The 20,774-nt window shown below is 74.5% G+C and carries 20 protein-coding genes; 7 read left to right on the top strand and 13 right to left on the bottom strand.

Features of this window, described 5'->3' with window-relative positions; genetic code table 11:
- From O2W18_RS02690 to O2W18_RS02665, 6 genes are all read right to left on the bottom strand, one after another.
- Positions 1-825: a thioesterase family protein gene (locus tag O2W18_RS02690; RefSeq protein WP_269186028.1), complete on the bottom strand. Its 825-nt coding sequence runs from the start codon at positions 823-825 to the stop codon at positions 1-3.
- Positions 826-881: 56 nt separating this feature from the next.
- Positions 882-1,463, bottom strand: a complete 582-nt coding sequence (gene thpR, locus O2W18_RS02685) for an RNA 2',3'-cyclic phosphodiesterase (RefSeq protein ID WP_269186730.1) — start codon at positions 1,461-1,463, stop codon at positions 882-884.
- The gene (locus tag O2W18_RS02680) at positions 1,460-2,008 is read right to left on the bottom strand and encodes a hypothetical protein (protein ID WP_269186027.1); all 549 of its coding nucleotides are present in this window, start codon (positions 2,006-2,008) and stop codon (positions 1,460-1,462) included. The genes thpR and O2W18_RS02680 overlap by 4 nt, the downstream gene beginning before the upstream one ends.
- A 102-nt stretch (positions 2,009-2,110) precedes the next feature.
- Entirely contained in the window at positions 2,111-3,490 is a 1,380-nt protein-coding gene (locus tag O2W18_RS02675) for an MFS transporter (protein ID WP_269186026.1), read from the bottom strand.
- Positions 3,487-3,921: a MarR family winged helix-turn-helix transcriptional regulator gene (locus O2W18_RS02670; protein ID WP_269172123.1), complete on the bottom strand. Its 435-nt coding sequence runs from the start codon at positions 3,919-3,921 to the stop codon at positions 3,487-3,489. Before O2W18_RS02670 ends, O2W18_RS02675 begins: the two co-directional genes overlap by 4 nt.
- Positions 3,922-3,980: 59 nt before the next feature.
- Positions 3,981-5,528 carry an NCS2 family permease gene (locus tag O2W18_RS02665; protein ID WP_269186025.1) on the bottom strand — a complete coding sequence of 516 codons (1,548 nt, stop codon included), beginning with the start codon at positions 5,526-5,528 and terminating at the stop codon, positions 3,981-3,983.
- A 163-nt stretch (positions 5,529-5,691) separates the two neighbouring features.
- Between O2W18_RS02665 and O2W18_RS02660 the strand changes: the two genes are divergently transcribed.
- Positions 5,692-5,901, top strand: coding sequence for a DUF2530 domain-containing protein (locus tag O2W18_RS02660; protein WP_269186024.1), 210 nt, complete (start codon positions 5,692-5,694; stop codon positions 5,899-5,901).
- Between the two features lie 9 nt (positions 5,902-5,910).
- Here the strand turns inward: O2W18_RS02660 and O2W18_RS02655 are convergent, their stop codons facing one another.
- The gene (locus O2W18_RS02655) at positions 5,911-6,732 is read right to left on the bottom strand and encodes a DUF3027 domain-containing protein (protein ID WP_269186023.1); all 822 of its coding nucleotides are present in this window, start codon (positions 6,730-6,732) and stop codon (positions 5,911-5,913) included.
- 208 nt (positions 6,733-6,940) lie between these two features.
- On the opposite strand from O2W18_RS02655, the gene O2W18_RS02650 reads away from it, so the two are divergent.
- Positions 6,941-7,462, top strand: a complete 522-nt coding sequence (locus O2W18_RS02650; RefSeq protein WP_269186022.1) for a DUF2771 family protein — start codon at positions 6,941-6,943, stop codon at positions 7,460-7,462.
- A 37-nt stretch (positions 7,463-7,499) separates the two neighbouring features.
- Here the strand turns inward: O2W18_RS02650 and O2W18_RS21675 are convergent, their stop codons facing one another.
- The 4 genes from O2W18_RS21675 to O2W18_RS02630 all read right to left on the bottom strand — a co-directional run bounded on the left by O2W18_RS21675 (position 7,500) and on the right by O2W18_RS02630 (position 10,532).
- Positions 7,500-7,883, bottom strand: a complete 384-nt coding sequence (locus tag O2W18_RS21675) for a cold-shock protein (protein WP_269186021.1) — start codon at positions 7,881-7,883, stop codon at positions 7,500-7,502.
- 140 nt (positions 7,884-8,023) lie between these two features.
- Positions 8,024-9,679, bottom strand: a complete 1,656-nt coding sequence (locus tag O2W18_RS02640) for an AMP-binding protein (protein ID WP_269186020.1) — start codon at positions 9,677-9,679, stop codon at positions 8,024-8,026.
- Positions 9,676-9,897, bottom strand: a complete 222-nt coding sequence (locus O2W18_RS02635) for a hypothetical protein (RefSeq protein ID WP_269186019.1) — start codon at positions 9,895-9,897, stop codon at positions 9,676-9,678. Before O2W18_RS02635 ends, O2W18_RS02640 begins: the two co-directional genes overlap by 4 nt.
- A gap of 116 nt (positions 9,898-10,013) precedes the next feature.
- Positions 10,014-10,532, bottom strand: a complete 519-nt coding sequence (locus O2W18_RS02630; RefSeq protein ID WP_269186018.1) for a hypothetical protein — start codon at positions 10,530-10,532, stop codon at positions 10,014-10,016.
- Positions 10,533-10,598: 66 nt separating this feature from the next.
- Here O2W18_RS02630 and O2W18_RS02625 point away from each other — a divergent pair, with 66 nt between their 5' ends.
- The 3 genes from O2W18_RS02625 to O2W18_RS02615 all read left to right on the top strand — a co-directional run bounded on the left by O2W18_RS02625 (position 10,599) and on the right by O2W18_RS02615 (position 16,225).
- Positions 10,599-12,857, top strand: coding sequence for a helicase C-terminal domain-containing protein (locus tag O2W18_RS02625; RefSeq protein ID WP_269186017.1), 2,259 nt, complete (start codon positions 10,599-10,601; stop codon positions 12,855-12,857).
- 141 nt (positions 12,858-12,998) lie between these two features.
- Positions 12,999-14,282 (top strand): SAM-dependent methyltransferase, encoded by a 1,284-nt coding sequence (locus tag O2W18_RS02620; RefSeq protein ID WP_269186016.1) that lies wholly within the window; start codon positions 12,999-13,001, stop codon positions 14,280-14,282.
- A 257-nt stretch (positions 14,283-14,539) separates the two neighbouring features.
- Complete coding sequence (locus O2W18_RS02615; protein ID WP_269186015.1) at positions 14,540-16,225, top strand: DNA repair helicase XPB; 1,686 nt, start codon at positions 14,540-14,542, stop codon at positions 16,223-16,225.
- Positions 16,226-16,334: 109 nt separating this feature from the next.
- Here the strand turns inward: O2W18_RS02615 and O2W18_RS02610 are convergent, their stop codons facing one another.
- Positions 16,335-17,540, bottom strand: coding sequence for an aminotransferase-like domain-containing protein (locus O2W18_RS02610; RefSeq protein ID WP_269186014.1), 1,206 nt, complete (start codon positions 17,538-17,540; stop codon positions 16,335-16,337).
- A gap of 122 nt (positions 17,541-17,662) precedes the next feature.
- Entirely contained in the window at positions 17,663-18,223 is a 561-nt protein-coding gene (locus O2W18_RS02605) for a GNAT family N-acetyltransferase (protein WP_269186013.1), read from the bottom strand.
- Between the two features lie 228 nt (positions 18,224-18,451).
- Between O2W18_RS02605 and O2W18_RS02600 the strand changes: the two genes are divergently transcribed.
- Together O2W18_RS02600 and O2W18_RS02595 are read left to right on the top strand one after the other, a co-directional pair.
- Positions 18,452-20,227, top strand: coding sequence for a DEAD/DEAH box helicase (locus O2W18_RS02600; RefSeq protein WP_269186012.1), 1,776 nt, complete (start codon positions 18,452-18,454; stop codon positions 20,225-20,227).
- Between the two features lie 182 nt (positions 20,228-20,409).
- Positions 20,410-20,766, top strand: a complete 357-nt coding sequence (locus O2W18_RS02595; protein ID WP_269186011.1) for a PspC domain-containing protein — start codon at positions 20,410-20,412, stop codon at positions 20,764-20,766.
- Positions 20,767-20,774 lie beyond the last annotated feature (8 nt).

Genomic DNA, 20,774 nt, shown 5'->3' with positions numbered 1-20,774 from the left:
TCAGCCGCGCGGCGCCCGGGCGAGCTGGCGGCTCTGGGCGACCAGCCGACCGGTGGAGTCCCAGATCCGGTAGTCCTCGTCCAGCCAGCCGCCGGCGATCTCGTTCGCCCGCGCCTCGACCAGGCACCAGCCCGGTGCCGGCACCGCGCGGACGAGCACCTGCAGCTGCACCGTGGGCGCCCAGCCGAACACCCCGATCGCCCAGGACGTCGGCGGCAGGGCGTCCGCGAAGGTCACCAGTGCCAGCGGGTCCGGCTCGCGGCCGTCGGCGAAGCGCAGCCAGGCCCGCATCATCGGCTCCTCCGCCGGCTGCCCCAGCGCCCAGCCGGCGGTCAGCGGGTCCAGCCGGACGTCGACCCGCTGGGTGAGCCCCGGCACCGACACCGACGACGGCGCCAGGTGCGCGTTCTCGGCGATGGAGACGCAGTCCTGCACGGGGGTCGCGGCCGGCATCGGCGAGGAGAAGGTCGCGGCGTCGGCCGTGAGCGTCGCCGTCGTCGCCTGGACGGTCACCGCGGGCCCGGCGGCGTCGGCCAGGACCACGGCCGAGTGGGCCAGCGTCCGCCCGGCCGGTCCCGGGGTGACGGTCAGCGTCGCCGGTCCGGCCGCGGCGGCGTGCAGGTAGCTGGCCGACAGGGCGACCGGGTGGGCGTGCGGCGACTCGAGCACGGCGGCCCGCGCGGCGACGGCGAGCAGGTAGCCGCCGTTCAGGATCCCGCCACCCACGTCCCAGCCCGGGTCCAGCTCGGTGGTCAGGCCGCCCCCCTCGGTCCGGGCGACGGCGGTCGCGGTGTCGAAGGCGGAGCGGTGATCGGTCTGCGGCACGACGGACAGCGTGCCAGGCCCGCCACCGGCAGGACCGACCTCGTCCGTCGTCGGACTCAGCCGACGGGCCAGGTGGCCACCCGCTCGTAGCTCGGCTCAGGCCCGAGGCGGCTGCGCCACAGCACCACCTCGGGCACCGGCCAGACCGGGCCCCGGTACCCGGCGAGCCGTGCGGGCAGGTCGCCGTCGGCCGGCTGCCCGGGTCGCCACCGCCCCACGGTCAGGTGCGCCCGGAACGGCCGGTCCTCGACGGTCAGGCCGACGCGTCGAGCGGCGGCGGCCAGCCGGCCGGCGAGCGCGGTCAGCTCCGGCACGTCGCCGGCCAGCCCGGCCCAGCACACCGCCGGACGACGGCGCGACCCGAACCGGCCGGCACCGGCCAGCTGCAGGGACAGCGGCGGCGTGCCGGCGACCGCCGGGGTGACCGCCGCGCGCAGGGGTCCCAGCAGCGGGGCCGGCACCTCGCCGAGGAACACCAGGGTCAGGTGCCACCGGGAGGTCGGCGTCCAGCGGGGCGCGCCGGGGGCGGACCGCAGTGGCTGGAGCGCCCGGTCCAGATCAGCCGTGGCGGCAGCCGGCGGGTCGACGGCGAGGAAGAGCCGGCCGGCCGAGGAGGGCCGGGGTGCCGACTCGGTCAGCCGGTCACCACCAGCCCGGCGGCCTCCAGGGCCCCGAGCAGCCGGATCCGCTCGAGCTCACGGACCTCCGGGGGCACGGCGGTCAGCTGCTGGGGCACCTCGAGCAGCACGGCGGCCTCCACGAGCAGGTCGTCGTAGGCGGCCAGCAGGCCACGACGCCGCTCCATCGGCATGCCCCCCGGGACCATGGCGAGTTCGCGGGCGAGCCGGCGCAGGTCGGCGGCGACCCGCTCCAGCGGCCGGCGCGGCCGGTCGACCGACCCGGTCGCGACCGGGTCGCGCGGCACCCGACGACCCGCGGGATGGGAACCGGTGGGGCGGCGGCGGGGCGGGAGTGCAGGCGGGAGGGGGGCCGCCGGGCGATCGACGGACTCGGTCACGGTCCGGGCACGGCGGCGGGCCGCGAGGTCGGCCTGCAGCTGGCCCGTCGCCCAGCGGAGCAGCAGGACGAGCAGGGCCACGCCCACGACCAGGAGGGCGACGGTGCCACCCAATTGCAGCAACGACGCCCCGACTTCCGCGGAGACAGACCCTCCCTCGGGCACGACCCGACGGTACGTCGCACATCCCGCTGTGACAATGCGAACGCTGAGCGCAACCGCGTCGCACACTCAGCGCTCATGGCCCCTTGGCGCAGCGTGAGGTGCTCAGTGCGGCTGATCGCGGGCGACCGGCTGCCCCGGGACCTGTTCGTCGGCCAGTGCGGCCAGCCCGGCGGCCCGGGTCGGCGTCGTGGCGGCCGCGACGTGCAGCTGCATGCTCGGCGGCCGGACGTGCAGCTCCAGCCGCACCTGGCGGCCCCGGGAGAGCACCGCACCGGCTGCGGCCGCCACCACCACCACGACCAGGCCGCCCCCGATGAAGCCCCAGGGCGCGCCGAATCGCTCGGAGATCCAGCCGATGAGCGGCGCACCGACCGGCGTCCCGCCCATGAAGCACATGAAGTAGAGCGCCAGCACCCGGCCGCGCATCTGCGGCTCCACCCCCAGCTGGACGAAGCTGTTGCAGGCCACGCTGAAGACCAGCGCCGCAGCACCGGTCGGGACGAGGGCGACGGCGAAGGCGTAGTAGTTGCCCATCAGCCCGCTCACGATCAGCAGCAGCCCGAAGGCGACCGCGGAGACGATGAGGAACCGCTGCAGCGGCCGGGCGCTGCGCCGGGTCGACAGCAGCGCACCGGACAGGGAGCCGACGGCGAAGGTGGTGGAGAGCAGCCCGAACGCCCCGGCGCCCAGGTCGAAGACCTCGCGGGCCATCAGCGCGATGGTGATCTGGGAGTTGAAGCCGAAGGTGCCCACGACGAAGGCCAACAGCATCGCCAGCTGCAGGTCCGGGTGCTGCCGGGTGTAGACCAGCGTCTCCCGCAGCTGCCCGCGCGAGCGGGCCACCGGGGTGCTGCGGCTCAGCTCCCCGACCCGCATCGCGGCCAGCGAGGCGATGGTGCAGGCGAACGTCGCGGCGTTGACCAGGAACGCCGGGGCGGTGTCCCCGCCCGAGACCGCGATCAGCGCCCCGGCCACTGCGGGCCCCACCAGCCGGGCACCGTTGAACACCGTGGAGTTGAGGCTGACGGCGTTGGCCAGCAGGTCCGAGCCGACCATCTCCGAGACGAACGACTGGCGCACCGGGACGTCGAGGGAGGAGACCACGCCCAGCCCCAGGGCCAGCAGGTAGACGTGCCACAGCGCGATCGAGTCGGTGACGACCAGCAGGCCCAGCCCCAGGGCGAGCACGCCCATGACGGCCTGGGTCAGCATCAGCACCCGGCGCTTGTCGTACCGGTCCGCCAGCACCCCGCCGTAGAAGCTGAAGAAGAGCGTCGGCCCGAACTGCAGGGCGGTGGTGATGCCCAGCGCGACACCGCTGTCCCCGGACAGCTGCAGCACCAGCCAGTCCTGGCCGATGCGCTGCATCCAGGTCCCGGTCTGGCTGACCAGGTTGGCCGAGACGTAGAGCCGGAAGTTGCGGACGCGCAACGCCCGGAACATCCCGGCGCGGGGAGCGGGGTCAGGAGCCGTCGAGGTCACCCACTGGCGAGCTTCTCCATGATCACCGCGGCCTCGCGGAGCACGTCGCGGTCCTCGGCCGACAGCTCTTGGAGCCGACCGGCCAGCCACGCTTCGCGGGCCCGGACCTCCTCGTTCAGGAGCTCCTCGGCCGCTGCGGTCAGGTCGATGACCACCTGCCGGCCGTCGGTGGGATGGGGCGTGCGGGTGACCAGACCACGGGACTCCAGCGCGACGACCACCCGGGTCATCGACGGCGGCTGCACCCGCTCGTGCGCCGCCAGCTCGCCCGGGCTCATCGCGCCGTGCCGCTTGAGGGTCGACAGGGCGGCGAGGTGGGTCAGCGTCACCGAGGTGTCCACCCGCTGGTTGCGCAGCCGCCGGGAGAACCGCATGACCGCCAGTCGCAGGTCGTGGGCGAGCGCTGCGGTGTCCAGCGTCGTCCGAGCCACGTCTTCCACCTTAACCGGAGTAGAAAGCCTGCCTAACGAAGTCCGTCGGGACTCCCCCTTCAGAGCAGCTGCTGGATCGGGTCGAGCGCGAAGTAGACGACGAAGACGGCGGCCACCACCCACATGAGCGGGTGCACGTCACGGCGGCGGCCGACCGCCAGCCGCAGGAGCACGAAGCTGACCACCCCGGCGCCGATGCCGTTGGTGATCGAGTAGGTGAACGGCATCAGCGCGATCGTCAGGAACGCGGGGATGACCAGCGACATGTCGTCCCACGAGAGGTCGCGGATCTGGCTGATCAGCATGGCGCCCACGATCACCAGCACCGGCGCCGCCGCCTCGGAGGGCACCACCTGCACCAGCGGGGTGAAGAACGCGGCCACCAGGAAGACGACACCGGTGACGACGCTGGCCAGGCCGGTGCGGGCGCCGTCCCCGACGCCGGCGGCGCTCTCGATGTAGGTGGTGTTCGAGGAGATGCTGGAGGCCCCGCCGGCGGCGGCGGCGAGCGAGTCGACCAGCAGGACCGGCTGGGAGCGCGGCAGGTTGCGGTCCTCGTCGAGCAGGTCACCCTCGGCGCCCACCGCCGTCACGGTCCCGACGGTGTCGAAGAAGTCCGCGATCATGATCGAGAAGACGATGAGGAGGGCGGCGAGGACGCCGATCCGCTCGAAGCCGCCGAACAGCGAGAAGTTGCCGATCAGCGAGAGGTCGGGCAGGCCGAACCAGTCGCCGGGCCACGACGGCACCTGCAGCGCCCAGCCACGCGGGTCCAGCTCGTTGCCGTCGGGGCCCACTCGCGGACCGACGTCGGCGATCGCCTCGACGACGATGGCGAACACCGTCGTGATCACGATGCCCAGGAGCAGGCCGCCCCGGACCTTGCGGACGACCAGCACGCTGGTGAGCAGCAGGCCGACGACGAAGGTGAGCATCGGCCACCCCGCCAACTGGCCACCGACACCGAAGCTGATCAGTGGGGCCCCGGGCCGGATGACCCCGGCGTCGGACAGCCCGATGATGGTCAGGAAGAAGCCGATGCCGACGGCGATGGCGATCTTCAGCTGGGCCGGGATCGCCTCGAACACCGCCTTCCGGAAGCCGGTGAGCACCAGCACGGTGATGAGCAGGCCCTCGAGCACGACCAGCCCCATCACCTCGGGCCAGGTGAGCTGGGTGGCCGCGTAGACGGCGACGATCGCGTTGATGCCCAGGCCGGTGGCCAGCGCGAACGGGTAGCGGCCGACGATGCCCATCGCGATGGTCAGCACACCGGCGACGAAGGCGGTGACGGCGGCGACCGAGGCGAACGGCAGGGTGTTCCCGTTCACGTCCGCGCCGGACAGGATGATCGGGTTCAGGACGACGATGTAGGCCATCGCGAAGAACGTCGTGAACCCACCGCGCACCTCGCGGCCGACCGTGGACCGGCGCTCGGTGATCGAGAAGTACCGGTCCAGCCCGTTCTTGGGGCGCACCTTCGGCCCGGGGCTGCGCCGCGGGCCGGTCACGACCTCGGCGGGCGTCCCGGCCGGCGCCCCGCCGAACGCGGTCGCACCGGTGCCGCCGACGACCTTGCGGGCACGGTTGCGTGACTTGTCGGGCATGGGTGGACCCCCGGGGACGGCGACCGGCACGGCTCCGGCGGGGTCGACGTCCCCGCAGGCCGCCCGGTGCGGTGGCATCGAGCGGCGACAGCGTGCCACACCGCTCGGGCGCGTCGGGCGGACCACCGTCCCGACCTGCGGCGCAGCGGCCTAGGGTCGGGGCGTGCCCGCTCCGACCCGGCCCTCGCCGCCGCCCCTGCAGGTCGACACGGTGCGGGTGGTCCTTGCCGGTACCGCCCTGTGGGCGATCGCCCTGGTGGTGCTGCTCTTCCTCGGCGACCGGGTCGACCCGGTCTGGACCTGGACCTGCGTGGCCGGCGTCGTGCTGCCCGGCCTCGGTCTGTTGATCATGCGCTGGCAGGGCCAACGCTGACCCCCCAGCTCAGATGACGTCGAAGTCCGCGGTGTCGTAGCGGGCCGTGGGGGTGAACTCAGCCGGCTCGCCGTCGGTGCGCTCCAGGCTGGCCTGGCTGTGCGCACCGCAGCCGTAGTCGGCGGTGACGACGTGCCCGTCGGCCGGGGAGTAGGCGTTGCTGCACGCCCCGAGCGACAGGCGGAGCGAGCCGGCCAGCGGCAGGTAGAAGCCGCAGGTCGCGCACGGACCAGGGGCGTGCCGGGCCATCGACGAGCGCGGCCCGAAGTCCCCGTCGCGCCAGCGCTGCGCCGCCTCGATGCGCCCCTCGGGGGAGAGCACCCGCTCCCGGCCGATGCCCAGCTCCTCGGCGACGATGCGGCCGGCCGGGTCCTCGGCGGAGTCGTCGTCAGCCAGGTACGCGGGCACCAGTCGGGCGTCGTCCTCGGTGGAGGGCAGCACGTCGCCCACCGACAGGTCCCCGGGGCGCAGCCGCTCGTGCCACGGCACCCAGGCCGGCGCGAGGAGCGCCGAGTCGCCCGGCAGCAGCACCACCTCGTCGAGGGTGACCTCGTCCGCGCCGGGAACGGCGGCCAGCGTCACGGCCCAGTGCCACCCCGTGTAGCCGGGGAGGGTGGCGGCGAAGGAGTGCGTGCCGACGACGCCGAGCGCCGGGTCGGCCTGCTCCGCCAGCGCCTCCGGGGTCACCCCCAGGTGCTCACCGACCGCCGCCGGGTCACCGGCCACCTCGACCGCGGCGGCCCGGGCCTGCTCGACCGCAGCGGCCAGCACCTCGTCGGGAGAGGGGCCAGGGGACGCGGCGGTGGGAGCTGAGTCGGACACGTCCCCCATTGTCGCCGATGACGGCAAGGCCGTCCCGGCCAGGGAGGGTCCTTCCGCCCCGCCGGGCGCACAGGCGACTGCGGCACCATGGGCGCGTGCCCGCCTCCCCCACCCCGCGCGCGCCCGACGGCGGCTGCGGTCGGCACGAGGCGGCCGGGGACACCGGGTCCAGACCGCACCGCCGGGTCATCCGCACCGCCGATCAGGAGGCAACGACGTGAACGGCGCAGGACGAGCATCGGGGACGGCACTGCTGAGCGGGGTGCTGCTGCTCGCCGGGTGCGGGGACTCCGGCGGAGCCGCTGCCGGCCGGGACCCCGGCGGTGGCGAGGCCGTCCCCTCGATCACGGTGCAGGCCGGAGGGGACGAGATCACCGTCGACCCGACCCAGTACTGCCTGGACGGGGAGGGGCAGCGCTACCGGACCGATCCCACGTACGTGGAGGTCGCGCCGGACACCGAGATCGTGCTGCAGGTGCCCGACGTGGTGGCCGATGCCGGCTGGAGCGTCCAGGTGTTCGACGAGCAGCTCGAGGAGCGGATCGGCGAGATCGACGTGCCGGCGGGCACCACCGTGTTCGACGAGATCAACACCTCCGACGTCGTGCCCCCGACCTACTACCTGGTGGTCGTGGAGGACGCCGACCCCGACGCCTGCTCCGGGTTGTCCGGTGCCTGGCCGGTGGGGTTCATCCGCGCCGACGGCGTCGCCGGGACGACCACCAGCCCGACCGGCTGACGGCCCCGCTGCGAGCCGGCGAGTGGCGGCGGGCTCGTCAGGCGTCGAGGTCGGCGGCGACCGCGCGGAGCACCGCAGCGACCTTGCGGGCCGTCGGCTTGTCGGGGTGGCGCCCGTGCCGCATGCCCTCGGAGACGTCGTCCAGCAGCTTGATCAGGTCCTCGAGGATCGGCACCATGTCGTCGGGCTTCTTGCGGGCGCCGGCGACCGCGGACGGCAGCGGGTCGAGCACCTGCACCTGCAGCGCCTGGTCACCCCGGCGGCCCTGGACGATGCCGAACTCCACGCGCTGGCCGGGCTTGAGCTCGGTGGTGCCGGCGGGGAGCGCGTCCTTGTGCACGAACACGTCGGGCCCGCCGTCGTGTGCCAGGAAGCCGAAGCCCTTCTCCGGGTTGAACCACTTCACCTTGCCGCTGGGCACGTCGATCCCTCAGTCAGTCGTTCCGGGTCCCGGCCGTCGCGGCCGGTGGCTTCGGCAGCCGCGAGGGGCCGCCCACTGGCCAGGTTAACCGCGCTCGCCCACCCCGCAGCCACTGCTCTCCGGGTCGGGAGGCCGGCGGTCTAGGCGAAGCGGTGCGCGGCTTCCGCCTGCAGACCCAGCTCCTCGATCGACACCTGGCGCATCTCGACCTTGCGCACCTTGCCGGTCACCGTCATCGGGAACGCGTCGACGACCTTCACGTACCGGGGCACCTTGTAGTGGGCCAGCTTGCCGGCGCAGAAGGCCCGCAGCCCCTCCGCGGTGAGTGGCTCCGCCCCGGGGCGCAGCCGCACCCAGGCCATCAGCTCCTCACCGAACCGTGCGTCCGGGACGCCGATCACCTGGGCCTCGACGACGTCGGCGTGGGTGAAGAGGAACTCCTCGATCTCCCGCGGGTACACGTTCTCCCCGCCGCGGATGACCATGTCCTTGATCCGGCCGACGATGTTGAGGTAGCCGGCGTCGTCCATCACGGCGAGGTCGCCGGTGTGCATCCACCGGGCGGCGTCCAGCACCTCGGCGGTCTTCTCCGGCTCGCCCCAGTAGCCCAGCATCACCGAGTACCCACGGGTGCAGAACTCGCCGGACTCCCCGCGCGGGACGGTCAGCCCGGTCCGGGGGTCGACCACCTTGACCTCCAGGTGCGGGTGCACCCGCCCGACGGTCGACGTCCGCCGCTCGAGGTCGTCGTCGGCGCCGGTCTGCGTGGAGACCGGTGAGGTCTCGGTCATGCCGTAGCAGATGGTCACCTCGGCCATCTCCATCTCGTCGACCACCCGCTTCATCACCTCGACCGGGCACGGCGAGCCGGCCATGATCCCGGTGCGCAGGCTGGACAGGTCGTAGGAGGCGAAGTCCGGCAGCGCCAGCTCGGCGATGAACATGGTGGGGACGCCGTAGAGCGAGGTGCACCGCTCCTCCTGCACCGCGCGCAGGGTCGCCGCGGGGTCGAACCCGGGCGCCGGGATGACCATCGTCGCCCCGTGCGAGGTGCAACCGAGGTTGCCCATCCCCATGCCGAAGCAGTGGTAGTAGGGCACCGGGATGCAGACCCGGTCGGCCTCGGTGTAGCCGCAGCCCTCACCGACGAAGAACCCGTTGTTGAGCAGGTTGTGGTGGGTGAGCGTGGCGCCCTTGGGGAACCCCGTCGTCCCGGAGGTGTACTGGATGTTGATCGGGTCGTCCGGTGAGAGCTGCGCCGCCCGCTCGACGAGCCGGGCGCGGTCGCCCGCCCGGCCGGTGTCCAGCAGCTGCTGCCACTGCGGGTCACCGAGGAAGACGACCTCGCGCAGCCCGGGGCAGTCCGCGCGGACCTCGTCGACCATCGCGCGGTAGTCGCTGCCCTTGAACTCCGGCGCGGCCACCAGGACCGAGACGCCCGACTGGCGCAGCACGTAGGACAGCTCGTGGGTGCGGTAGGCGGGGTTGATGTTGACCAGGACGGCGCCGAGCTTCGCCGTCCCGTACTGCACGAAGACCCACTCGGCGCAGTTCGGCGCCCAGATGCCGACCCGGTCGCCCTGCTGCACGCCGAGGGCGTCGAGGCCGAGCGCGCAGGCGTCGACCTCCGCGACCAGCTCGGGATAGGTCCAGCGCCGGCCCGTGGCGCACTCGACGAGCGCCTCGTGGTCGCCCACCCGCGCTGCCGTCCGGTCGAGGTCGCCCCCGATCGTGTCGCCCAGCAGGGGCACCGTGGAGGTGCCGCTGCTGTAGGACGGCAGCGCGGGCGCCGTCACCTGCCCTCGCCCGCCATCAGGCCGGCCCGGTTCGGCTTGTCCACCGGGTGGGCGTAACGCAGCCGCTCCGGCGGGAGCGGGAAGGCGTGGTCCTCACCGAACGGAGAGAGGCCACCGGCCATCTCGCTGACCAGCTCGGTCACCGGCGGACCGTCACCGGCCGACTGCCCCCAGGTGGGCTCGACCAGGTGAGCGTGCTTCGCCTTGCGCTTGGACATGACGCCTCCAGTTGCTCTGCCGGGCCAGGGAGTGCTGCCCGGGTGTCTCGTCCGCCATCTTCCCGTGTGACACCCGACTCACGCACGCCGCGGGGGCACCGTGTCGCTGGGAGGGGTCACCGCCGGTCGGCCCGCCGGGCGCCGTAGACCGTGCCGGCGCTGTCGGCGGTCAGCAGCCACTCCCGCGGGGAGGCCTCGGCGTAGCGCACCTCGGCACCGTCCAGCCGCTGCACGGCCCGGGTGCGCCAGACTGCCGTGGACACCAGCTGCATCCGCAGCGGCTCGTCGGTCAGCTCGTCGTACCCGGCCGGCTCGACCTGCAGCAGCGCCGGACCGGCGATCCGCAACCGCCCGTGCTGCCACGGCTCGCGGGCCAGGGCGGCGGTCCAGCGGCGGGCGCGCAGCCAGGCGCCCAGCCCGATGACGGCCACGACGACCCCGCCCACGACGAGCAGCACGGCCATCAGGCCGGCGAACGGCGGCCGGGCACCGCCGTCGGCGGTGATCCGGACGACGGCGGCCCCCAGCAGCCACCCCAGGACGACGGCGACCACGCCACCGACCAGCCAGCGCAGTGCGCCGGCCCGGAGCGCGGCCAGGTCGGTGCGGGTCTGCGGGTCGTCGAGGGCGGGCACCCCGGGATGGTGACAGAGCCCGGCCGCCCGAGCAGGCACGCCGGCCCGCGACGTAGCGTGGAGCGGATGCCCCCGGACCAGCCCGCCACGCTCGCCGCCTGGCTGCGCACCCGCACCGACGAGCAGCTGGGCGCCCTCCTGGTGGCCCGGCCCGACGTCGCACGCCCGGCGCCCTCCGACGTGGTGGGGCTGGCGACCCGGCTCGCGGTGCCCGTCTCGGTCGACCGTGCGCTCGACGAGCTGGACGCGGCGACCCTGCAGGTGCTGGACGCGCTGCTGCTCTCCCCCACCGACGGCGTCCCGCGCACCGAGCTGCCCGGGCTGCTGCCCGACGTCCCGGCCGGGGTGGTCGACGCCGCGGTCGAGACGCTGACCACCCGGGCGTTGCTGTGGGGCGACGACGACCTGCACGCGCCCGAGCCGGTGCGCCGGGCGGTCCGCTACCCCGCCGGGCTCGGCCGCCGGGCCACCGACCTCCGGGTCTCCCTCCCCCGCGACCTGCCCGGCACGCTGGCCGACCTGGCCCCCGACGAGCGCACGGTGCTCGATCGGCTGGCCGGCGAGCGCCCGGTCGGCCACCTCCCCGACACCACCGCCGGGTCGCTGAGCCCGGCCCGCCGGCTGCTGCAGGCCGGGTTGCTGGCCCGGATCGACGCGGTGAACGTGGAGCTGCCCCGCGAGATCGGCCTGGCGCTGCGCGGCGACCGCCCGCTCGGCCCGCCGCGGCTGCGGCCCGAGCCGGAGGTCAGCGAGCGCGACCCGGCGATCGCCGACCGGCAGGCCGCAGGTGCCGTGCTCGAGGTGCTCAGCCGGGTGAACGACGTGCTCACCGCGCTGGAGGAGGAGCCGGCCGGGCTGCTGCGCAGCGGCGGGCTGGGCGTGCGGGACCAGAAGCGGTTGGCCAAGGAGCTGCGCATCGGCGAGGCCGACCTCGCCTTCCTGGTCGAGGTCGCGCACGCCGCCGGCCTGCTGGACGTCGGTGGCGCGCAGCGCGACGAGTGGCTGCCCACCCGCGGGTACGACGCGTGGCGGGAGCAGGACCTCGCCGACCGGTGGGCGCTGCTCGCCGCCGGCTGGCTGGCCAGCGTCCGGCTGATCTCGCTGGTGGGCCAGCGCGACGCGGCCGGCAAGGCGGTCAACGTGCTCTCCCCCGACGTCGTCCGGCAGACCGCGCCCACGCTGCGGCGCTCGGCGCTGGGCGTGCTGGCCGAGTTCCCGCCCGGGCAGGGCCTCACCTCACCGGAGCTGGTGGCGCTGCTGCGCTGGCGCACCCCGCGGCGGGCCGACCGGCTGGCTCCGGTGCCCGACCTGCTCGCCGAGGCCGAGCGCCTGGGGGTGCTGGTCGGCGGCGTGCTCAGCAGCGGCGGGCGCGGCCTGCTCACCGGCGGGGAGGACGCCGCTGCCGACGCGATGCGCGGGCTGCTGCCGGCCCCGGTCGACCACGTGCTCGCCCAGCCCGACCTGTCGCTGATCGCCCCCGGGCCACTGGTGGCCGACCTGGCCGGCACGCTCGCCGTCGTCGCCGACGTCGAGTCCTCGGGCGGCGCCACGGTCTACCGCGTCTCCGACGGCAGCATCCGGCGGGCGCTGGACGCCGGCTGGTCGGCCGGCGAGCTGCACGACTTCTTCACCCGGGCCTCCCGCACGCCGGTGCCGCAGGCGCTGGAGTTCCTGATCGACGACGTGGCCCGCCAGCACGGCCGGCTGCGGGTGGGCGCGATCGAGTGCTACGTCCGCTCCGACGACCACGGCCTGGTCTCCCAGGTGCTCAGCGACCGGCGGACCGCGGGCGCGGAGCTGCGCCGGCTGGCCCCGGGGGTGCTGGTCAGCGGGCTCGGGGCCGACGAGGTGCTCACCGTGCTGCGGACGGCGGGGTACGCACCGGCCGGGGAGTCCTCCGGTGGTGCGGTGCTGACCCGGCCGAAGGCCCCACCGCGGGCGGCCGGTCGCCGTCCCGGCGCGGCTGCGGCGATCGCCCCCCGCCCGCTCGCACCCGACGACGTCGCGGCGACCGTGCGGGAGATCCGGGCCGGGGACAGCGCCCTCGCCGCCCGCCGCACCGAGCCGGTGCGTCAGGTGCCCGGGGTGACGACCGCGAGCACGCTGGAGCTGCTGAGCCGGGCGGTGCGCGACGGCGTGCCGGTCTGGCTCGGCTACGTCGACGCCCAGGGCAGCGGCAGCCAGCGGATGGTCCAGCCGGTCTCGCTGGCCGGTGGCTTCCTGCAGGGGTTCGACGAGGGGCGCGGGGAGAGCCGCACCTTCGCCGTCCACCGGATCACCTCCGTCGCCCTGGCCGATGCCGAGGACGCCGCCGCGCCGTCCTGATCTCTGTTCCCTTGATCGGGTGAGTCCGGGATGATCAAGCATCCGCCCGGCGTTGCGCGGATCGGTTGGCGTGTGCAACCAGCTGCCGGGCAGCAGATCCCGGTCCTCCGCTGGTTGCCGCCAGGGTTGAGGAGCGCGGAGATGACGAGGCAGCGAACGGTGGCCGATCGGCTGGCGGCGGCACTGGGAGCGGTGCTGGGGACGACGCAGCCACCCCTGCGCCTGCGCGGGTGGGACGGCTCCCTGGCCGGGCCGCCCGGTGCCCCGGTGCTGGCGATCCGCTCCCGGCGGGCGCTGCGCCGGCTGGCCTGGTCGCCCGGCCAGCTGGGCCTGGCCCGCGGCTACGTCGGCGGGGACATCGACATCGAGGGCGACGTCTTCGCCACCTTCGCCGCCCTGCGCTCGGCCGGCCGGCTGGCCGAGACCGGCCCGATGGCCCCGCCGACCTGGCGCGAGCGGCTCCGGCTGCTCGGCGCCGCGCTGCAGCTGGGCGCCATCGGCCCCGAGCCGGCGCCGCCGGCCGAGGAGATCGACCTGGGTCGGGCCGGCCGGCGCCACTCCCGGGCCCGTGACGCGGCGGCGATCTCCCACCACTACGACGTGGGCAACGACTTCTACTCCCTCGTCCTGGGCCCCTCGATGGTCTACTCCTGCGCCGTCTGGGAGACCCCGGAGACCGGCCTGGACGCCGCCCAGGAGGCCAAGCTCGACCTCATCTGCCGCAAGCTCGGCCTGACGCCGGGGTCGCGGCTGCTCGACGTCGGCTGCGGGTGGGGCTCGATGGCCATCCACGCCGCACAGCGGTACGGCGTCGACGTCGTGGGGATCACCCTGTCGGAGGAGCAGGCCCGGATGGCCCGCAAGCGGGTCGCCGAGGCCGGCCTGACCGACCGGATCGACATCCGGGTGCAGGACTACCGGGCCGTGGACGACGAGCCGTTCGACGCGATCAGCTCGATCGGCATGGCCGAGCACGTCGGCCGGGCACAGATGCCCGAGTACGTCGCGACGCTGAGTGCGCTGCTGCGCCCGGGCGGCCGGCTGCTCAACCACGCGATCAACTGGAACGCCGGCACGACCACCCCCGACCCGGACACCTTCATCGCCCGCTACGTCTTCCCCGACGGGGAGCTGCTGGGGCTGGGCGAGACGGTGGGCCTGCTGGAGTCGCCGGACCTCGAGGTGCTCGACGTCGAGGCGCTGCGCCAGCACTACGCGCTCACCCTGCGGGCCTGGGTGCAGCTGCTGGAGCAGAACTGGCACGCCGCCGTCGCCGCCTCCAGCGAGGGCCGGGCCCGGGTGTGGCGGCTCTACATGGCCGCCTGCGCGCTCGCCTTCGAGGCCGGCGACATGGGCGTCAACCAGGTGCTGCTGCAGAAGACCGGCGGCGACCAGCCGCCGCTGCGACGCACCGCCTGGGTCTGACCGGGGCGGATCGCACGCTCTCCGTGCGCTCTGCACGTGCTGCACCGCGTGCGAAGGACCCGGAGAGCGTGCAATGCGGCCCACATCCCGGCGCGGAAGGGGACCTCGTCCTCCGGCGTTACCGTGGACAGTCCGGCGCGCACGTCTGCGCCGGAGCCCCCGAACAGAGGATGCGCACCCGTGAGCGAGCTCGCGAGCTCAGCGACAAGCACAGCAGTGCCGCGAACGCGGACGACGAGCGCCAGCGAGGAGCTCAAGTGAGTGACGGCCCCCTGATCGTCCAGTCGGACAAGACCCTGCTGCTCGAGGTCGACCACCCGTCGTCCAAGGAGTGCCGGGCGGCGATCGCCCCGTTCGCCGAGCTGGAGCGCTCCCCCGAGCACGTGCACACCTACCGGGTCACCCCGCTGGCGCTGTGGAACGCGCGCGCCGCGGGCCACGACGCCGAGCAGGTCGTCGACGCGCTGGTCCGGTACTCGCGCTACCCGGTGCCGCACGCCCTGCTCGTCGACATCGCCGACACGATGGACCGCTACGGCCGGCTCACCCTGGCCAACCACCCGGTGCACGGGCTGACCCTGACCAGCACCGACAAGGCCGTGCTGGAGGAGGTCGTCCGCAGCAAGCGGGTGGCCCCGATGCTCGGCGCCCGCATCGACGCCGACTCGGTGGTCGTGCACCCCTCCGAACGCGGCCGGCTCAAGCAGGCGCTGCTGAAGATCGGCTGGCCGGCCGAGGACCTCGCCGGCTACGTCGACGGGCAGGCCCACCCGATCGAGCTCGACCAGTCCGACTGGCACCTGCGCGACTACCAGCAGCAGGCCGTGGACGGCTTCTGGGCCGGCGGCTCGGGCGTCGTCGTGCTGCCCTGTGGTGCCGGGAAGACGCTGGTCGGCGCCGCGGCGATGGCCGAGGCGAAGGCGACCACGCTGATCCTGGTCACCAACACCGTCTCCGGGCGGCAGTGGAAGCGCGAGCTGATCGCCCGCACCACGCTGACCGAGGAGGAGATCGGCGAGTACTCCGGGGAGCGCAAGGAGATCCGGCCGGTCACCATCGCGACCTACCAGGTGATCACCACCCGCCGGAAGGGCGAGTACCGGCACCTGGACCTGTTCGACGCCCAGGACTGGGGCCTCATCGTCTACGACGAGGTGCACCTGCTCCCGGCGCCGATCTTCCGGCTCACCGCCGACCTGCAGTCGCGTCGCCGGCTGGGTCTGACCGCGACGCTGGTGCGGGAGGACGGGCGCGAGGACGACGTCTTCTCCCTGATCGGGCCCAAGCGCTACGACGCCCCGTGGCGGGACATCGAGGCGCAGGGGCACATCGCGCCGGCCGAGTGCGTCGAGGTCCGGGTCAGCCTGGACGACGAGGAGCGGATGACCTACGCCGTCGCCGAGCCCGAGGAGCGGTACCGGATCGCGGCGACCGCGCAGTCGAAGCTGCCGGTGATCCGCCGGGTGCTGGAGCGGCACCCCGACGAGCCGTCCCTGGTGATCGGCGCCTACCTGGACCAGCTGGAGGAGCTGGGCGCCGCCCTCGACGCCCCGGTGATCCAGGGCTCGACGTCGAACAAGGAGCGGGAGCGGCTGTTCCAGGCCTTCCGCACCGGCGAGATCCGCACCCTCGTCGTCTCCAAGGTCGCCAACTTCTCCATCGACCTCCCCGAGGCCGCGGTCGCCGTGCAGGTGTCGGGCACGTTCGGCTCCCGCCAGGAGGAGGCCCAGCGGCTGGGCCGGGTGCTGCGCCCCAAGGCCGACGGCCGCCAGGCGCACTTCTACACCGTGGTCAGCCGGGACACCCTGGACAGCGAGTACGCCGCCCACCGGCAGCGCTTCCTCGCCGAGCAGGGCTACGCGTACACGATCGTGGACGCCGCCGACCTGGCCGGCCCCGGCGAGGTCAACGGCCCCGACTGGGTCGACGAGCCCGCCGACTGAGCAAGGACCCCCTCGCTCCCCAGCGAGGGGGCCGCATCGAGGAACGCCCCGTTGCCGGGACCCCGTCCGGGGACCCAGCGACGGGGCGTTCCTCGTCGGCCGCGAGGCCTCAGCAGCCGCGCAGGACGGTGCCCAGCCGGGCCATGCCCTCGGCGATCCGCTCGGGGGTGTGCGTGGTGAACGACAGCCGCAGCGTGGCTCGGTCGGGGATGCCGGCGTAGAACGCCGCGCCCGGCACGAAGGCGACGTCGGCGGCGAGCGCCCGGGGCAGCAGCTCGGCGGTGTCCACGCCGCGGGGCAGCCGGACCCAGACGAACATGCCGCCGTCCGGCTCGGTCCAGGTGCTGCCGGCCGGCAGGGCCGCCGGCAGCGCGTCGACCATCGCGTCCCGCCGCCGCCGGTAGGCCGTCCGCAGCCGGGCGAGGTGGGTCTCGACGTCAGCCGTGCCGAACCACGCCGCCGCGGCCGCCTGGTCGATCGTCGAGGTGTGCAGGTCGGCCGCCTGCTTGGCGACGGTCAGCGCCGGCAGCAGCCGGGACGGCGCACGCAGCCAGCCCAGCCGCAGGCCGGGGGCGGCGATCTTGGAGAAGCTGCCGACGTGGACGACATGGCCGTCGGCGCCCGCCTGCGCGGCCAGCGGTGCGACGTCGGCACCCCGGTAGCGCAGCTCCCCGTAGGGGTCGTCCTCGACCAGCCAGACCCCGTGCCGCTCGGTGAGCGCGACGACCTCGGCCCGGCGGTCGGCGGGCATGGTCCGGCCGGTCGGGTTGGCGAACGTCGGGACCAGGTAGACCAGCGCCGGCCGCTCCCGCCGGATCGCCTCCTCCAGCGCCTCCGGGTCGATGCCGTCCCCGTCGGTGGCCACCGGGACGACCCGGGCACCGGCCAGCTGGAAGCACTGCAGCGCAGCCAGGTACGTCGGGTCCTCGACCAGCACGACCGCCCCGGGGTCGACCAGCGCGGTCGCCAGCAGGGTGAGGGCCTGCTGCGAGCCCGAGGTGACCAGCAGGTCGTCGACGGAGCTGAACATCCCGCGCGCGGTCAGCCGGCCGGCGACCCGGGCCCGCAGGTCGCGGTCGCCCTCGGTCGGGGCGTACTGCAGGGCGCGGCGGGCGCGCGGGCTCCAGAGCACGGCGTCGTAGGCGGCGCGGACGCCGTCCAGGTCGAACAGCTCGGGGGCCGGCAGCCCCCCGGCGAAGGAGATGACCTGCGGCCGGTCGAGCAGGGCGAGCAGCTCGCGGACCGGGGAACTCGCGACCCCGGTCAGCCGCTGGGCGAGCGCAGGGACGGGCGGGGCGAGGACGGCAGCAGACACGAGGGCTCCAGGAGGCATGGCGCAAGGGAGGGCGCAGCGAGGGGAAGGCGGCGCTGGGGGGCGGGGGGTGTCCCGCCCGGATCCGCGCCGAGGGGCCTCCTGGTCAAGGGGCCACCCTCACCTTACGACGCGCCGTGCGTCTCCGTCAGCGTCAGGGACATGAGCAACTCGTCGCGCCGGTCGTCCGGGGCAACCGCCAGTGCGCCGGGCCAGCGGCCGACCACCTGCCAGCCGAACCGGGCGTAAAAGGCCTCGTACCCGGTCCCGCCCCGCACCTCCAGCCGCAGCAGGTCGAGGCCGCGGTCCTCGCGGGCGGCCCGGGCGAGCTCGGTCATCAGGGCCCGCCCCGCACCGCTGCCCCGAGCGGACAGCGCGGTCATCACCCGGGTCACCCGGCCCCAGTGGGCGCGTACCGGGTCGGCGTTGGTGGTGAGCAGCAGCCAGCCGGCGAGGTCGCCGCCCCGGCGGGCGACCAGCAGCCGGCCGGCGCCGAGCCCGGTCAGGGTGTCGTCCACCGCCGGGCGGACGACGTCGTCGGTGACCGGCAGCTGCTGGGCGAACCCGACCGCTCCCCCGGCGTTGGCGACGTCCCGCCAGCACGCCGTCAGCTCGGCCCGCAGCTCCTCCGTCGCCGCCTCGGGACAGGTCAGCCAGGACAGGGACAGGTCGGTCCGATCAGGCACCGGCGGAGTCTCCCAGCGACCGCCGGGGCGGCTGGGAGGGACGGGGCCGGCGGGGCGTGACGGGCCGGTCCGGCCCGAGCATGACGAGGCCCACAGTCAGCGCGACCGGACGGCGAACACCCAGCTCAGCGGCGTGCCGACCCGGCCCCATACGCCCTGCCGGAAGGGGCGCGCCGGAGGCACCCGGTTGGGCGTGTTGCTCCCCCGCCGACCAGAATGGGTCCCGACATGGCGACTGCGACAGAGGCGGCGGCCCGGGCCCCGCAGACGAACAGCCGACCGCTCCGGGCCTGGCAGCAGGCGGCCCTCGGCAAGTACGAGGAGGAGTCCCCGAAGGACTTCCTGGTCACCGCGACCCCGGGTGCCGGGAAGACCACGTTCGCGCTGACCCTGGCTGCCCGGCTGCTGTCCCGGCGCGAGATCGCCCGGGTGATCGTGGTCTGCCCGACCGACCACCTGCGCATGCAGTGGGCCGACGCCGCCGATGCCATGGGCATCGTGCTCGACCCGAACCTGACCAACGCCGTCGGCCCGGTGCGCGCCGGCACGCAGGGCTACGTGACCACCTACGCCCAGGTCGCCGGCAAGCCGATGCTGCACGCGGCGCGGGCGACCACGGTCAAGACGCTGGTCATCCTGGACGAGGTGCACCACGCCGGTGACGGCCTGTCCTGGGGTGAGGCGGTCGAGGAGGCCTACGGCCGGGCGGCCCGCCGGCTCTGCCTGACCGGGACGCCGTTCCGCACCAAGGCCGATGAGCGCATCCCCTTCGTGAAGTACGTGGAGGACGGCTTCGAGGGCCAGGGCGGCCTGATGTCGACGGCCGACTTCACCTACGGCTACAAGGAGGCGCTGGCCGACGCGGTCGTCCGGCCGGTCGTCTTCGCCGCCTACACCGGCACCTCGCGCTGGCGGAACTCCGCCGGCGAGGTCGTCGCCGCGTCGCTGAGCGAAGCCGGCACCCGCTCGGTGGAGATGCAGGCGTGGCGCACCGCGCTGGACCCCAAGGGCCAGTGGGTGCCGCACGTGATCGCCGCGATGGACGACCGGATCACCCACCTCCGCGAGGAGGGCGGCATGCCCGACGCCGCCGGGCTGGTGCTGGCCAGCGACCAGGACGACGCCCGCGAGTACGCCAAGATCGTGCGCCGGGTGACCGGCAAGGCGCCGGAGCTGATCCTCTCCGACGACCCCAAGGCGTCGAAGAAGATCGAGAAGTTCAACAAGGGCGGCGCCCGGATCGCGGTCTGCGTGCGGATGGTCTCCGAGGGCGTCGACGTCCCGCGCGCCGCCGTCCTGGCCTGGATGACCTCCTACCGGACGCCGCTGTTCTTCGCGCAGGCCGTCGGCCGCGTCGTGCGCGCCCGGGCGCCGCACGAGTCGGCGACCGTCTTCCTCCCTGCCGTGCGCCCGCTGCTGTCGCTGGCCGCGTCGATGGAGGAGCAGCGCAACCACGTCATGCCGCCGCCGAAGAGCCAGCCCGACGAGGAGCTGGAGGCGCTCGACCTGCCGCCGCGGGAACCGCGCGAGGGCGAGATGAAGCAGTGGGAGGCGCTGGAGGCCGACGCCCGGTTCGCGCACGTGCTGTCCAGCGGGACGGCGCACACCGGCGAGGGCTCCCCCGCGGTCGTGCCGCTGGAGGCCGACGCGGAGGACTTCCTGGGCATCCCCGGGCTGCTCACCCCGGCGCAGACCGCCGAGCTGCTGTCCAAGCGGGACGACGAGCTGCGGATCCGGATCGCCGCCTCGCACGCCCGGGGGGACGACGACTTCATGGTCGTCGAGGACCACCCGGAGGAGGAGGAGGTCGGCCGCTCCTGGCGCGACGCCACGGAGCTCCGCCGGGAGATCAACCGGCTGGTCAACCGCGTCGCCGCGAAGACGTCCCAGCCGCAGGCCGTGGTGCACACCCAACTGCGCCAGTCGGTGCCCGGACCGCCCTCGGCCTCGGCGTCGGTCGACGTCCTCCGCGCCCGCCGCGAGCGCCTCCGCACCATGCTCTGAGGGGCGGTCCCCGCATCGACTGGGGAGTTGTGGTCGCTCGGCAGGGCGTGTCGACCCGTGTCGACGACCACAACTGCGCACTCAACCGGCCCGCACCCCGACTGACGGTTCAGCGCAAGACCAGGGACGGATCCGGGTCTTCCCCGATGCCGCCTGGACGCCGCTGGGCGCAGGCTCGCGTCATGACCGAGACCGCGCACACCGAGACCGTCCAGACCGAGACCCCGCGGACCGAGACCCCGCGGACCGAGACCGTCCGCCCGCCGTTGCGGCGCAGCCGCACCGACCTCTGGCTCGGCGGCGTCTCCGGCGGGCTGGCCCGGCACACCGGGATCGACGTACTGCTGTGGCGGGCGGGCTTCGCCGCGCTCACGCTGGCCGGTGGCTCGGGGGTGGCGCTCTACCTGGTGCTCTGGCTGCTGATGCCGGCTGCGCCCGCGGGTCCCGCCGACCGCACGAACGTGCTCGACGAGTGGGTCGAGCGGCTCCGCGCCCGGTTCACCAGCAGGACGACGTCCTCGGCGGCAGTGCCTCGCTGAGCGACACG

Origin of the sequence: Modestobacter sp. VKM Ac-2983 (assembly GCF_026967885.1) — a bacterium.
In the GTDB taxonomy this organism is placed as follows: Bacteria; Actinomycetota; Actinomycetes; order Mycobacteriales; family Geodermatophilaceae; genus Modestobacter.
Note: the sequence above shows the minus strand (reverse complement) of the source record. Positions and strands in the feature narration are given on the sequence as shown.

Coding starts and splice junctions, on each gene's coding strand:
- O2W18_RS02665 (WP_269186025.1), bottom strand. CDS start 5,528: ATGCCCGACAAGTCACGCAACCGTGCCCGCAAGGTCGTCGGCGGCACC.
- O2W18_RS02655 (WP_269186023.1), bottom strand. CDS start 6,732: ATGGGGGACGTGTCCGACTCAGCTCCCACCGCCGCGTCCCCTGGCCCC.
- O2W18_RS02635 (WP_269186019.1), bottom strand. CDS start 9,897: ATGTCCAAGCGCAAGGCGAAGCACGCTCACCTGGTCGAGCCCACCTGG.
- O2W18_RS02625 (WP_269186017.1), top strand. CDS start 10,599: ATGCCCCCGGACCAGCCCGCCACGCTCGCCGCCTGGCTGCGCACCCGC.
- O2W18_RS02620 (WP_269186016.1), top strand. CDS start 12,999: ATGACGAGGCAGCGAACGGTGGCCGATCGGCTGGCGGCGGCACTGGGA.
- O2W18_RS02600 (WP_269186012.1), top strand. CDS start 18,452: ATGGCGACTGCGACAGAGGCGGCGGCCCGGGCCCCGCAGACGAACAGC.
- O2W18_RS02595 (WP_269186011.1), top strand. CDS start 20,410: ATGACCGAGACCGCGCACACCGAGACCGTCCAGACCGAGACCCCGCGG.